This window comes from Actinokineospora enzanensis DSM 44649 (assembly GCF_000374445.1).
Lineage (GTDB): Bacteria > Actinomycetota > Actinomycetes > Mycobacteriales > Pseudonocardiaceae > Actinokineospora > Actinokineospora enzanensis.
In genome coordinates this window covers 22,100-35,989 of sequence record NZ_KB894439.1, presented here as the reverse complement: position 1 = coordinate 35,989, position 13,890 = coordinate 22,100, and the positions used below count along the sequence as shown (strand labels likewise).

The 13,890-nt window shown below is 72.4% G+C and carries 13 protein-coding genes; 12 read left to right on the top strand and 1 reads right to left on the bottom strand.

Annotated elements, in window-relative coordinates; genetic code table 11:
• Window positions 1-94: 94 nt before the first annotated feature.
• The 12 genes from mihF (at window position 95) to C503_RS0131225 (ending at window position 13,212) form a co-directional block, all read left to right on the top strand.
• Window positions 95-412, top strand: coding sequence for an integration host factor, actinobacterial type (gene mihF, locus C503_RS0131285; protein WP_018686179.1), 318 nt, complete (start codon window positions 95-97; stop codon window positions 410-412).
• Window positions 409-1,038: a guanylate kinase gene (gene gmk, locus C503_RS0131280; protein ID WP_018686178.1), complete on the top strand. Its 630-nt coding sequence runs from the start codon at window positions 409-411 to the stop codon at window positions 1,036-1,038. Before mihF ends, gmk begins: the two co-directional genes overlap by 4 nt.
• Window positions 1,039-1,043: 5 nt before the next feature.
• Entirely contained in the window at window positions 1,044-1,331 is a 288-nt protein-coding gene (gene rpoZ / locus C503_RS0131275) for a DNA-directed RNA polymerase subunit omega (RefSeq protein WP_018686177.1), read from the top strand.
• Entirely contained in the window at window positions 1,328-2,560 is a 1,233-nt protein-coding gene (coaBC, locus tag C503_RS0131270) for a bifunctional phosphopantothenoylcysteine decarboxylase/phosphopantothenate--cysteine ligase CoaBC (protein ID WP_018686176.1), read from the top strand. Before rpoZ ends, coaBC begins: the two co-directional genes overlap by 4 nt.
• A gap of 89 nt (window positions 2,561-2,649) precedes the next feature.
• Window positions 2,650-3,831, top strand: coding sequence for a methionine adenosyltransferase (gene metK, locus C503_RS0131265; protein WP_026316884.1), 1,182 nt, complete (start codon window positions 2,650-2,652; stop codon window positions 3,829-3,831).
• Between the two features lie 80 nt (window positions 3,832-3,911).
• Window positions 3,912-4,304: a DUF5313 family protein gene (locus C503_RS0131260; protein ID WP_018686174.1), complete on the top strand. Its 393-nt coding sequence runs from the start codon at window positions 3,912-3,914 to the stop codon at window positions 4,302-4,304.
• Window positions 4,305-4,325: 21 nt separating this feature from the next.
• On the top strand, window positions 4,326-6,698 hold the full coding sequence (locus tag C503_RS47025) for a primosomal protein N' (protein WP_018686173.1): 2,373 nt from the start codon (window positions 4,326-4,328) through the stop codon (window positions 6,696-6,698).
• 832 nt (window positions 6,699-7,530) lie between these two features.
• Window positions 7,531-8,076: a peptide deformylase gene (def, locus tag C503_RS0131250; RefSeq protein ID WP_018686172.1), complete on the top strand. Its 546-nt coding sequence runs from the start codon at window positions 7,531-7,533 to the stop codon at window positions 8,074-8,076.
• Window positions 8,076-9,005: a methionyl-tRNA formyltransferase gene (gene fmt, locus C503_RS0131245; protein ID WP_018686171.1), complete on the top strand. Its 930-nt coding sequence runs from the start codon at window positions 8,076-8,078 to the stop codon at window positions 9,003-9,005. Before def ends, fmt begins: the two co-directional genes overlap by 1 nt.
• A gap of 559 nt (window positions 9,006-9,564) precedes the next feature.
• Window positions 9,565-10,902 (top strand): RsmB/NOP family class I SAM-dependent RNA methyltransferase, encoded by a 1,338-nt coding sequence (locus C503_RS0131235; RefSeq protein ID WP_018686169.1) that lies wholly within the window; start codon window positions 9,565-9,567, stop codon window positions 10,900-10,902.
• Window positions 10,899-11,399 (top strand): flavoprotein, encoded by a 501-nt coding sequence (locus tag C503_RS0131230; RefSeq protein ID WP_018686168.1) that lies wholly within the window; start codon window positions 10,899-10,901, stop codon window positions 11,397-11,399. The genes C503_RS0131235 and C503_RS0131230 overlap by 4 nt, the downstream gene beginning before the upstream one ends.
• Window positions 11,400-12,255: 856 nt before the next feature.
• Window positions 12,256-13,212 (top strand): asparaginase, encoded by a 957-nt coding sequence (locus C503_RS0131225; RefSeq protein WP_051114987.1) that lies wholly within the window; start codon window positions 12,256-12,258, stop codon window positions 13,210-13,212.
• Between the two features lies 1 nt (window position 13,213).
• Here the strand turns inward: C503_RS0131225 and C503_RS0131220 are convergent, their stop codons facing one another.
• Window positions 13,214-13,852: an O-methyltransferase gene (locus tag C503_RS0131220; RefSeq protein ID WP_018686166.1), complete on the bottom strand. Its 639-nt coding sequence runs from the start codon at window positions 13,850-13,852 to the stop codon at window positions 13,214-13,216.
• Between the last annotated feature and the right edge of the window lie 38 nt (window positions 13,853-13,890).

Sequence of the window (13,890 nt, the reverse complement as noted above, 5' to 3'; positions counted from 1 at the left end):
CCGCACACGGTGGACCCGCGTTGTCCCCGCAGGCCAGAGGTCGGTAACGTCGCGGCACCGATCCGGAAGAAATCCCACCCCCACGGAGGAAATCGTGGCCCTTCCCCAGCTGACCGAGGAGCAGCGGGCCGCAGCGCTGGAGAAGGCGGCTGCCGCCCGTCGCGCCCGAGCCGAGCTCAAGGAGCGCCTGAAGCGAGGCGGCACCACCCTCAAGGACGTGCTGGCCCAGTCTGACAATGACGAGGTCCTGGGCAAGATGAAGGTCACCGCGCTGCTGGAGGCCCTGCCGGGCGTCGGCAAGGTGCGTGCCCAGCAGATCATCGAGCGCCTGGAGATCGCGCCGAGCAGGCGTCTGCGCGGTCTCGGTGACCGCCAGCGCAAGGCGTTGCTCGCCGAGTTCAGCGGCGAGTGACCGAGCAGTCGCCAGACCGTGGGCCGGGCCCGGACATCGTCCGGTCCCGGCTCACGGTCGTATCGGGACCGTCCGGGGTGGGCAAGTCGAGCGTGGTCGCCGAGCTGCGCAGGCTGCACCCGGACGTCTACTTCAGCGTGTCCGCCACCACCCGGCCGCCGCGGCCGGGCGAGGTCGAGGGCGCGCACTACCACTTCGTCGACCGCGCCGAGTTCGCGCGCATGGTCGAGCGCGGCGAGCTGCTGGAGCACGCCGAGTACGCGGGCAACCACTACGGCACGCCACGCGGCCCGGTCGAGGCCGCGCTGGACGCCGGTCGGCCCGCGGTGCTGGAGATCGAGCTGCAGGGCGCGCGCCAGGTGCGTCGCGCGATGCCCGCGGCGCTGTTGGTGATGCTGGTGCCGCCGACCTGGGAGACCCTGGTCTCCCGGCTCACCGGCCGGGGCACCGAGGAGGCCGACGTGGTGGCCCGCAGACTGGCCGTGGCCAAGGACGAGCTGGCCGCCGAGTCGGAGTTCGACGCGGTCGTGGTGAACGCCGACGTGACGACCGCGGCGAAGGAGTTGCTAACCTGGGTACTTCCGGAGAAGTCCGCCGGTCGACGCTCGTCCACTACCCAGGAGTAGCACGCGTGATCACCCCCACCGAGCTCGGCGCCCTCGGCGAGCCCGCGGCCCAGCTCGAAGGCATCACCAACCCGCCGATCGACGACCTGCTCGACAAGGTCAGCTCGAAGTACGCGCTGGTCATCTACGCGGCCAAGCGCGCCAGGCAGATCAACGACTACTATGCCCAGCTCGGCGAGGGCCTGCTGGAGTACGTCGGCCCGCTGGTGGAGCCCGGTCCCCGGGAGAAGCCGCTGTCCATCGCCCTGCGCGAGATCCACGCCGGTCTGCTAGAGCACACCGAGGGCGAGTGACCCCGCGGCCGCGGGTCGTCCTCGGGGTCGGCGGCGGTATCGCCGCCTACAAGGCCTGCGAGGTGCTGCGCGGCCTGACCGAGACCGGTCACGACGTCCGCGTGGTGCCCACCGAGGCGGCCCTGCGGTTCGTCGGCGCGGCCACCTTCGAGGCGCTCTCCGGCCACAAGGTCGCCACCGGCGTGTTCACCGACGTGCCGGAGGTGCCGCACGTGCGGCTCGGCCAGGAGGCCGACCTGGTGCTGGTCGTCCCGGCCACCGCCGACCTGCTGGCTCGCGCCGCGCACGGCCTGGCCGACGACCTGCTCACCGGCACGCTGCTCACCGCGCGCTGCCCGGTGCTGATGGCGCCCGCCATGCACACCGAGATGTGGGAGCACCCGGCGACGCGGGCCAACGTGGCGACGCTGCGCGCCCGCGGCACGGTGGTCACCGAGCCCGCCAGCGGCAGGCTGACCGGCGTCGACACCGGCAAGGGCAGGCTCGCCGACCCGGCCGAGATCGTCGACCTGGCCCGGCTGCTGCTGCACCGCGCCGACGCCCTGCCGCGTGACCTGGAGGGCGTGCGCGTCGTGGTGTCCGCGGGCGGGACCCGCGAGCCGCTCGACCCCGTCCGCTTCCTGGGCAACCGCTCGTCCGGCAAGCAGGGCTACGCGCTGGCCCGCACCGCCGCCCAGCGCGGCGCCGAGGTGACGTTGGTCTCCGCGCACACCCTCGCGCTGCCCGCCCCAGCGGGCGTCGAGGTCGTCGACGTGGGCACCGCGTTGCAGCTGCGCGACGCCGTGCACAAGGCCGCCGCCACCGCCGACGTGGTGGTCATGGCCGCCGCCGTCGCCGACTTCCGGCCCGCGGACCGGGCCGAGTTCAAGATCAAGAAGACCGACCGGGAACCCGACCCGGTCGGCCTCACCCGCAACCCCGACGTGCTCGCCGAGCTGGTCGCCGCGCGTCGCGAGAACCCCGGCTCCACCCAGGTCATCGTCGGCTTCGCGGCCGAGACCGGGGACGGTCGCGGGGACGTGCTCGACCACGCGCGGGCCAAGCTCGCGCGCAAGGGCTGCGACCTGCTCGTGGTGAACGCGGTCGGTGCGGGCCGGGCGTTCGAGACCGAGGACAACGCGGGCTGGCTGCTCGGCGCCGACGGGTCCGAGTGGCGCATCGAGCTGGGCTCGAAGGCGCAAATGGCGACCGAAGTCTGGGACGCGGTCGGCCGACTTCGCCGTCCTTGAGTCGTCCTCCATGCGTTGTCAGTATTGTTGCCCGGGACCACAGGCCGAGGGATTGGGTGCATACCGTGAGTGAGACCGGCAGCCGCAGGCTGTTCACGTCGGAGTCCGTGACCGAGGGCCACCCGGACAAGATCTGCGACGCGATCAGCGACTCGATTCTGGACGCCCTGCTGTCCAAGGACCCGCGCTCGCGGGTGGCCGTGGAGACGCTGGTGACCACCGGCCAGGTGCACGTCGCGGGGGAGGTGACCACCGAGGCGTACGCGGACATCCCGAGCATCGTCCGGGACGTCATCCTGCGCATCGGGTACGACTCGTCCGCCAAGGGCTTCGACGGCAACTCCTGCGGGGTCAACGTGGCGATCGGCGCGCAGTCGCCGGACATCGCCCAGGGCGTGGACACCGCGCACGAGACCCGGGTGGAGAACGCCGCCGACGAGATCGACCGCCAGGGCGCGGGCGACCAGGGCCTGATGTTCGGTTACGCCTGCACCGACACGCCTGAGCTGATGCCGCTGCCGATCGCGCTGGCGCACCGGCTGTCGCGGCGGCTGACCAAGGTCCGCAAGGACGGCGTGCTGCCGTACCTGCGGCCGGACGGCAAGACCCAGGTGACCATCGAGTACGCGGGCGACAAGGCCGTGCGGCTGGACACCGTGGTGGTCTCCAGCCAGCACGCCGACGGCGTCGACCTGGAGAAGCTGCTCGGCGTGGACGTGCGCGAGCAGGTCGTGCGGCCCGAGGTCGAGGCGCTGGAGCTGGACACCGAGAACGTGCGGCTGCTGGTGAACCCCACCGGGCGGTTCGTCATCGGCGGTCCGATGGGTGACGCGGGCCTGACCGGCCGCAAGATCATCGTCGACACCTACGGCGGCATGGCCCGGCACGGTGGCGGCGCGTTCTCGGGTAAGGACCCGTCCAAGGTCGACCGCTCGGCCGCGTACGCGATGCGGTGGGTGGCGAAGAACGCCGTGGCCGCCGGGCTGGCGGAGCGGGTCGAGGTGCAGGTGGCGTACGCGATCGGCAAGGCGGCGCCGGTGGGTCTGTTCGTGGAGACCTTCGGTACCGAGCAGGTCGACCCGGTGCGTATCCAGGCCGCCATCCGGGAGGTCTTCGACCTGCGCCCGGCCGCGATCATCCGCGACCTTGACCTGCTGCGGCCGATCTACGCGCAGACCGCCGCGTACGGGCACTTCGGGCGGCCTGAGCTGGACCTGCCGTGGGAGAACACCGACCGCGCCGACGCCCTGAAGCAGGTTGTCAGTTCCTGAGTCTTCGAGCACGCATGCCACCTCCCCGGCCGGGTATCCGGTCGGGGAGGTGTTGTCTCACGGGAACTACCATCCAACGCGTGCGCCCACGACGGCCCGGCCCGCTGCGGTGGCTCTGGTACGCCATCGGTGGCACGCTGCCGGACGCGTACCGGCCGTGGGTGTTGTGGGATCTGTCGGCGCCGACGTGGTGGTTGCGGCACTTCGCTCGCGTGCAGCTGATGTTTCTGCCGTTGTGGCTGATTCTGTTGGTGCCGGGGCCGCTTTCGCTGCGCTTCTCGATGATCGCGGCAGGGTATGTGACCGGGTTGTACTTCTCGTTGTCGTTCCTGGAAGACGCTTGCGAACGGCGTCTCGTGCGGCACGGGTATCCCACCGGGCTCAACCGTCGCATCCGGGAGGAGGCGGCGGGCGGCGACCGGGCGGAGATCGTCGCCATGTACGCGGCCTACCACTGGGACCGGCCCGACTGACCGTCTGGTAGACCAACGTCCATGGCCGAACCCGACGCGTTGTTCACCGTCGAGGTCGAGCCGCCGAAGCCGCCCAAGGGGCGTCCGGCGCCCGCAGCCTCGAACCCGGTCGCGCGGGTGTACGTGGACGTGCCGCTGGCGCACCTGGACCGAACGTACGACTACCTGGTGCCCGCCCGCTTCGACGCGGACGCGGTGCCGGGGTGCCGGGTGCGGGTGCGGTTCGCGGGACAACTGGTGGACGCGTACCTGGTGGAGCGGGGGACGGAGACCGAACACAAGGGAACGCTCGCCTTCCTGGACCGGGTGACCTCGCCGGAACCGGTACTGGCCCCCGAGGTCGCGACCCTGTGCCGTGCCGTGGCCGACCGCTACGCAGGCACCATGATCGACGTCCTGCGCCTGGCCATCCCACCCCGCCACGCGCGGGTGGAGTCCGAGGGTCCCCCTACTCCGGCCGAGCCACCGCCCATGCCCACGGCTGAGGGCTGGTCTCGCTATCCACGCGGCGCGGCTTTCCTGGACGCCCTGCGCTCCGGCCGCCAAGCCCACGCGGTGTGGCAGGCATTGCCGGGCGAGGACTGGCCCGCGCGACTGGCAGAGGTGGCGGTGACCGCTGCTGCTGCGGGGCGTGGAGCGGCGGTGGTCGTGCCCGACCACCGGGACGTCGCACGCGTGCACGCGGCCTGTGCGGAGTTGGCGGGTGCGGACGCGGTGGTGGCGTTGTCTGCGGACCTGGGACCCGCCAAGCGCTACCGCAACTGGCTGACTGTCCGGCGCGGGGGAGTCCGCATCGTGGTGGGAACCCGCGCCACTGCCTACGCCCCGGTGGACGACCCCGGCGTCCTGGTGGTGTGGGACGACGGAGACGACCAGCACTCGGACCCCCGTTCGCCCTACCCGCACGTCCGCGACGTCCTGATGCAGCGCGCATCGTTGTGCGGTGCGGCATTGCTGGTGGGCGGCTTCGCGCGAACGGCCGAGGCGCAGGTCCTGGTGGACTCCGGCTGGGCCCCCGAGATCATCGCCACCCGCGACACCGTCCGGGCGACGGCCCCCCGCGTGACCGCCATCGGCGAACACGACTCCCAACTCGCCCGCGACCCTGCCGCCCGCACCGCCCGCGTACCGTCGATGGCCTTCGAGGCGGCCCGCACAGCTCTCAACGCAGGCCACCCGGTCCTGGTCCAGGTCCCTCGCCGAGGCTATGTCCCCGCCCTGACCTGCCAGGACTGCCGCACCCCCGCCCGCTGCCGCCGCTGCGCGGGCCCCCTCGCCGTACCCGCAGGCCCGACCCAGGAATCCCGTCATCCCCGCCGAGAGGACGCGAGCCGACGCAGGTCGGGGGCCATCGGCCGTGGTCGGGGGCCGGGGGAGCACACCGACTCGGGCTCCTCGTCCCGAGACCCCGGCTCACCTGCCGATGAGCGCTACGCGGCAGGCGGTGCGAATCGTGGGTCGGGAGCGGGCAGTCACCCTGACGCGGCTGGTGTCAGCGGCTCTCCCGCCGACGCACGGCGGTTCGCGGCCGATGGCCCGGGTCGTGGGTCTGCCGGGGCTTATCGAGCAGAGCCGTCCGCAGCCACCAGGCCGTCGAGCGCGGTGCACGCGGCCTTGCCCGAGTCCGCCGCCGCGCGTCCGCCCGCGTGTCGGTGGTGTGCGGCGACCGAGGCCAATTTCCGTTGCCAGAACTGCGGTTCCCGCCGCCTGCGCGCCGTCGTCGTCGGTGCCAAGCGGACCGCCGAGGAGCTGGGCCGCGCCTTCTCCGGCTTCCCCGTCCGCACCTCCGGCGCCGCCGAAGTACTCTCCACAGTGGACAGCCAACCCGCGCTGATCGTCGCCACCCCCGGCGCCGAACCCGTGGCCGACGGCGGCTACGGCGCCGCCCTCCTCCTCGACGGCTGGTCCCTCCTCGGCCGCGCCGACCTGCGCGCCACCGAGGAAGCCCTCCGCCGCTGGATGACCGCCGCCGCCCTGGTCCGCCCCGCCGCCGACGGCGGCCGCGTGGTCGTCCTCGCCGAGTCCGCCCTCCCCGCCGTCCAGGCCCTGGTCCGCTGGGACCCCGCCTGGCACGCCACCGTCGAGCTCACGGCCCGCGCCGAACTCGCCTTCCCCCCGGCCGTCCGCATGGCCTCCGTCGACGGCCCACCCGCCGCCGTCGACCGCTTCCTCACCGACCTGCCGCTACCCCCCACCGCCCAGATCCTCGGCCCGGTCCCCCTCGGAATCCCCGACACCGATGGCGACACCCCCCGCGAACGCGCCCTGATCCGCGTCGACCGCGCCCACGGCCGCGACCTGGCCACCGTCCTCGCCCAGGCCCAGGCCGTCCGCACGGCCCGCAAGGACCCCGACCCCCTGCGCGTCCAACTCGACCCCCTCGACCTGATCTAGAAAGCCGTCCACAACCCCCCGAATCCATCCCCACCCCACCCGCACCCCCTCTTGACAACTCCCCGGATCCGATAAGTTCAGAACGGGACCCGAAACCCCGAGGGAGGGCGGGGCGCGCGCGAGGGATGATCTTGAAATCCGGATGATCACGCGCCCGGGGCCCCGACGGGAGTTGTCCACATTCCCACGAGCCATCCCCATGCCGTCGCGGGCCCTCTTGACAGGCCCGCGAACTCGATAGGCTTGAAGTGGGACCCAAAACCCCTAGGGCGGGCGGGGCGCGCGCCCGGGATGATCTTGTTCCGCCGATGATCGTGGTTGGTGTCGTGGGTTCCCGGTGGTGGTCGCCCGCGTCGCCTGTGCCAGGCGTCTTGGCAGGTCGTGGCCTCGCCGGGCCGGACGCTGGATTTTGGACCCTGGAGGGATGTCCTCGGTCCGGCCTGCCACTTGTCGATCTTGTCCCGGGTTCTCTCCCGCTCGGCCACGCCCGATCGACGAGTTGTCCACATCCCGCGAATCCGTCCACAGCCCTCGCCGACGCCTATTGACAACGATCCACATCTCGTAGGCTTGACATGGGACCCGAAACCCCTGGGGCGGGCGGGGCGCGCGTGGGGGGATGATCTTGATTCGGGGTGATCGTGTTCGGTGTTCGGGGGAGTTGTCCACATGGCCCGGTATTCGCCTGCGGGCCGTGGAGCAGGGGCGTGGGGGCGGTAGGGTTCCAGTGGGACCCAAAAGCCCCGGGTGGGCGGGGTGTCCCATGGTGCGTCACCGCAGATGTCGGGTGAATACACTGGTCGGACCGCGACCGCGTACCCGAGGGAGATTCGTGACCGTCCAGCCGATCCGCCTGTTCGGCGATCCCGTGCTGCGCAGCCCCGCCGCCGAGGTGGTCGACTTCGACCTGGAGCTGCGGAACCTGGTCCGGGACCTGTCGGACACGATGGCCGACGAGGGCGGGGCCGGGCTGGCCGCGCCGCAGCTGGGGGTCGGGTTGCGGGTGTTCACCTACCACTGCGACGGCGACGAGGGGCACCTGGTCAACCCGGTCTGGACCGCGCTCGACGAGGAAGTCCAGGACGGACAGGAGGGCTGTCTGTCGATCCCCGGCCTGTACTGGGACTGCCGCCGCCACCGCAACGTGGTCGCGCGCGGGTTCGACATGTACGGCGACCCGATCGAGATCCAGGGCTCCGACCTGCTCGCCCGCTGCATCCAGCACGAGACCGACCACCTGGACGGCGTGCTGTTCGTCGACCGGCTCGACGAGCAGACCCGCAAGCTGGCGATGCGCGAGATCCGGCAGGCCGACTGGTTCGACGGTGCGGTGCCGACGATCAAACAGAGCCCGCACCCGCTGTTCGGGGCCCGCTGATGCGGCTGGTGTTCGCGGGCACGCCCGAGGTCGCGCTGCCGTCGCTGCGGGCGTTCATCGCGTCGCCGCGGCACGAGGTGGCCGCCGTGGTGACCAGGCCGGACGCGCCCGCCGGGCGGGGCAAGAAGCTGCACCGGTCGCCGGTGGCGGAGCTGGCCGACGAGCACGGCATCGAGGTGCTCACCCCGGAGACCGCCGCCGAGCCGGAGTTCCTGGACCGCCTGCGCGCGATCGCCCCCGACTGCTGCCCGGTCGTCGCCTACGGCGCCCTGCTCCGCCGCGCCGCGCTGGCGGTCCCGGTGCACGGTTGGGTGAACCTGCACTTCTCGCTGCTGCCCGCCTGGCGCGGCGCCGCACCGGTGCAGGCCGCGGTGTGGCACGGCGACGAGATCACCGGCGCCAGCACGTTCCGCATCGTCAAGGCGCTGGACGCGGGCCCGGTGTACGGGGTGCTCACCGAGCCGGTGCGGCCCGACGACACCGCGGGCGCCCTGCTGGACCGCCTGGCCGAGGCGGGCGCCGGACTGCTGGCGTCCACTGTGGACGGCATCGAGGACGGCGCGCTCACCGCCGTGCCGCAGCCCGAGGACGGCGTCAGCTACGCCCCGAAGATCACCGTCGAGGACGCCGGGATCGACTTCACCCAGCCGGGCCAGGCCGTCGACCGCCGCGTCCGCGCCGTCACCCCCGACCCCGGCGCCTGGGTCCCGTTCCGCGGCGAACGCCTCAAGCTCGGCCCGGTCACCCGCGCCGAGTCCGACACCGCCCTCGCCCCCGGCGAGATCCTGGTGGAACGCAAGCGGGTACTGGTCGGCACCGCCAGCTGGCCGGTCGCCCTCGGCGAGGTCCAGGCCCAGGGCAAGAAGCGCATGCCCGCCCCGGACTGGGCCCGCGGCAGCCGCATCGAACCGGGGGAGTGCCTCGGATGACCCGACTCGCGATGTCCGGTGCGGGGATGAGCCAGTCGGCGAGGTTGGTCGGTTCGCGCTCGCATCGTGCTGCTGGTCGACGTTCGCTCGACGATGTCGGGCTCGTTCCGCCGCGCGAACACGATCGAGGCGAAGGTCGCGGCGCGTCGGGTACCCGTGTGAAGCCCGGAGCGCCTTGGATGATCCGACTCGCCTGCCCCCGTGCGGGGATGGGCTCGTCGGCGAGGTCCGGCGATTGGGGCGCGTGGCTCGTGTGTCGAGCCGATGAAGGATCTCGGTCGATCAGGCCTGGCCGTCGGTTCTTCGGCGCGATCACGATCGAGGCGGTGTCACGTGATGTCTCGGTCGGGACGTGCGTGTCTGATGTGACCGGGGCGTTCAGCGCCCGTATCGAACTCTGGGAGCGACTCGGATGAGCCAGCCAGGACAGCCCGGCGGTCGCCCCCGGCGCGGCCACGGTGGACCGCGTGGTCAGGGCGGTCAGGGTGGCCAGGGCCGCCCCTCACGCCCGCAGCGCGCGCACCCGCCACGGCGGCCCGCGACGCCTGACCGTCCGCCCGTGGACGATCCGGCGCGGCGTGCGGCGCTGGACACGTTGCGCGCGGTCCGGGCCGATGACGCCTACGCGAACCTGGTGCTGCCCAAGCTGTTGCGTGAGCGTCGGGTGACCGGTCGGGACGCCGCGCTGGCCACGGAGCTGGCCTACGGCACCGCCCGCGCGCTCGGCCTGATCGACGAGATCCTCGCCGCGTGCGTCGACCGCCCGCTCACCAAGGTCGAGCCCGTCCTGCTCGACGCCCTCCGCCTCGGCGCCTACCAGCTGCTGCGCACCCGCATCCCCGCGCACGCCGCCGTTGCGTCCACAGTGGACCTCGTGCGGCACGACCTCGGCCCGCGGGTGACCGGTTTCGCGAACGCGGTGCTGCGCAAGGTGTCCGAGCTGGACGAGGCGGGCTGGCTGGACCGCGTCGCGCCCGACCCGGCCGAGGACCCGCTGGGCAGCCTGGCCATCCGCACCGCGCACCCGCGCTGGATCGCGCGCGCCTTCGCCGACGCCCTGGGCTCCACCGGCGACGAGCTGGCCGCCGCCCTGCGCGCCGACGACGACCGCCCGGCCGTGCACCTGACCGCCCGCCCCGGCGAGGTCAGCGCCGACGAGCTGGCCGCCATGACCGGCGGCGACGTCGCCCCGTACTCGCCCTACGGCGTCCGCCTGGAGGCGGGCGCGGGCGATCCCGGCGACATCGAGGCGATCCGCGAACGGCTCGCGCACGTGCAGGACGAGGGCAGCCAGCTGTGCGCGCTCGCCCTGACCCGCCCCGAGGTCGACGGCACCGACTCGCGCTGGCTCGACCTGTGCGCGGGCCCCGGCGGCAAGGCCGCCCTGCTCGGCGCGCTGGCCGCGACGGATGGCGGCACCCTCGACGCGATCGAACAGGCCCCGCACCGCGCCCGCCTGGTCGAGCAGAGCACCGCGGGCCTCCCGGTCACCGTGCACGTCGCCGACGGCCGCGACCCCGACCTGCCCGGCGGCTACGACCGCGTCCTGGTCGACGCCCCGTGCACCGGCCTCGGCGCGCTCCGCCGCCGCCCCGAGGCCCGCTGGCGCCGCCGCCCCGAGGACGTCGGCGACCTCACCCGCCTCCAGCGCGAACTCCTGACCAGCGCCTTGTCCCTGGTCCGCCCAGGCGGCGTCGTCGCCTATGTCGTCTGCTCCCCACACCTCCCCGAGACCGAGGGTGTGGTCGCCGACGTCGTCCGCAAGACCGGCGTGACCCTGCTGGACGCCCGCGAGGCGTTCCCCGGCGTGCCGGACCTGGGCGAGGGCCCGTACGTGCAGCTGTGGCCGCACCGGCACGGCACCGACGCCATGTTCTGCGCCCTCCTCCGCCGATGATCCTCGGCCTGGTCGCCGCGGCGGGGGGCGGCCTGGAACACCGCCTCCGCCCGGAACTCGCCGAACCCGCCGCGTCCCGGGGCTGGCGCCTCGCGATCACCTTCACACCGGAGGCGGGTCGCTGGATGTCGGAAACCGGGGAGTGGGACCGGCTGCAGGCCCTCACCGACCTGCCGGTCCGCAGCCTGCCCCGCCTCCCGCACGAGCCCAAGCCGTATCCGATGCCGGACGCGTTCCTGTTCGTCCCGGCGACGGCCAACTCGATCGCCAAACTCGCGCTGGGCATCGCCGACAACCAGGCCCTCACCGCACTGTGCGAGGCCGTTGGCGCTGCTGACGTTCCCGTGATCATCCGCCCACAGGCGAACGCCGACCATCGTGCCCACCCGCTGTTTCCCACGCATCTGTCCACCCTCCGACAGTCCGGTTGCCACATCGACGACTCGCCGGCGGAGTCTTCGTGGACTCCGCTGCTGGACCTCTTGCCCACGCACTGAACGTATCGCTGCCTGCTGGTGGGGTGGGGCGGGAATCGTTGGCCTGTGGATGAATCGGGGGCCATGTGGATAACTCGGGCTCGCCCACGGGGCGTGACGGCTGGGCACGCGGGCTCGCCAAGTGACTGCTAATCGAAGGGTTGCCGGTTCGAGTCCGGCTGCAGGGCCCTGTTTCCCGGCCCGGTAAGCAACTCGGCGACCGCACAGCGATGCCTGGGGAAGTCTCGGCGCGGGTACCGGACTCGGGATGGACCGCTGCCGATGCCGGGCTTGGGATCGCCCTGAACCCCCGCCCCGAGATCAACTGCGGACACCGGCCCGGGACACGGCCCCTCCCACCCGGGGCTGGCCCGCGCGTGAGCCTATTCGCCCAGGTCGGGGGAATGGAAGTGGTGCTTGGTCCGCTGTGGATGGATTGTCGGGCATGTGGATGGATTGCATCCGTGTGACGCATTGTGTCTGCCCGGACAGGCTGACCATGATCACGAGTTATCCACATCCCCCGATTTCCATCCACAGCCGGGGTTTGCCTACTTCCGGCCCCCTGAACTGGGCAGATAGGCTCACGCGCGGGCCAGCCCCCGGGTGGGAGGGGCCGTGTTCCGGGGGCGGTCGATGATCTTGTGGGGGTGGGTGTGGGGTTTGGGTGTTGGGGGCGTGATGTTCGGGCGGGGGCGGGGTGTTGTGGTGTGGGTGGAAGGGAAAGGAGCGGGTTGTCCACAGGTGTGGGGATTCATCCACAGGTGCCGGACAGCCTCTTCCACGGCGCCGAGCTTCGTCGATAGGTTCGGGTGGTGTGGGCGGTTTCGTCGGTGGGGCAAGGGGTGTGGCTGTGGATCGGGTTGCGGTGATCGGGATGGGTGGGACCATCGCGATGGTGCCGGGTGGTCGTGGTGGGGTCGTGCCCGCGTTGGATGCCGGGGAGCTGATCGCGGCGGTGCCCGGGTTGGCCGGGTTGGGGTTGGAGATCACGGCTCGGGGGTTGCGGTCGTTGCCGAGTCCCTCGATCGGGTTCGGGGATCTGGTGGCGCTCGCGGATGCCGTGAAAGCGGAGATCGCGGGTGGGGCGCGGGGTGTGGTCGTCACGCATGGGACGGACACCATCGAGGAGACGGCGATCTTCCTTGATCTGACCGTTCCGGGGCCCGCTCCGGTGGTCGTCACCGGGGCGATGCGGGCGCCGACGTCGGCGGGGGCCGATGGGCCCGCGAATCTCTATGCCGCGATCCGGGTCGCGGCGGCGGAGGAGGCGCGGGGGCTTGGGGCGTTGGTGGTCATGTCGGATGAGGTGCATGGGGCGCGGTTCGTCCGGAAGGGACATACCAGCAGCATGGCCGCGTTCGTGTCGCCGGGGTTCGGGCCGCTCGGGTTGGTGGTGGAAGGGGAGCCGAGGCTGCGAGGGACGCCCAGGGTGCCGATGAGCCTCGCGGCGTCGGACAAGGTCGCCGGGCTGCGGGTCGGGTTGATCACCGTCGCGCTCGGGGACGACGGGGAGATCCTGCGTCGGGCGGGGGAGGTGTGCGACGGGATCGTGCTCGCCGGGCTGGGGGCGGGGCACGTCCCGGCCGACATGGTGCCGGTCGTGGCCGAGGTGGCCGGGCGGGTGCCGGTGGTGTTGGCGTCGCGGACCGGGTCCGGGTCGGTGTTGCGGCAGACCTACGGGTATCCCGGGTCGGAGCGGGACCTGCTCGACCGCGGCCTCGTCCACGCGGGCTTCCTCGACCCGGCGAAGGCCCGCGTGCTGCTGCTCCTGCTGCTCGCCGACGGTGCCGACAAGGAGAGGATCACGGCCGCGTTCGAGCATTACCGGTAGCTCAGAGCAGGGTCACGCCGTCGCGCATGGGGAGCATGGTGGTCGACACGCGCGGGTCGGCGGCGATCCGGGTGTTGACCGCGCGGACCGCCTCGGTGACGGGGTCGGTGAACGACGGGTCGACCACGCGGCCGCCCTGCAGGACGTTGTCCAGCGCGATGACGCCGCCGGGGCGCATGCGCGGGACGAGCTCGTCGTAGTAGCCCAGATACCCCGACTTGTCCGCGTCGATGAAGGCGAAGTCGATGTGCGGGGAGGCGGGCAGCGAGCGCAGCGTGTCCAGGGCCGGGGCGATGCGCAGGTCGACGAGGTCGGACACACCCGCACGCTCCCAGTAGACGCGGGCCAGGGCGGTCCATTCCTCGTTGATGTCGCACGCGATCAACCGGCCGCCGGGGGCCAGGCCGCGGGCGATGCACAGCGACGAGTAGCCGGTGAACACACCCACCTCGACCGCGACCCCGGCACCCACCAGCCGGGTCAGCATGGTCAGGAACTCGCCCTCGTCGTGGCTGATCTGCATACTCGTCGCGCGCGGCCAGCGGGCGGCGGTCTCCGCGGCCAGCTCGCGGAGCAGGGCGTCGGCGGGGGTGGAGTGGGCCAGCAGGTAGTCGTCGAGTGCCGGGGTGTGGATGTCCATGTCGGACATCCAAGCGGAAACGCGGCCCCGGCCGCTGA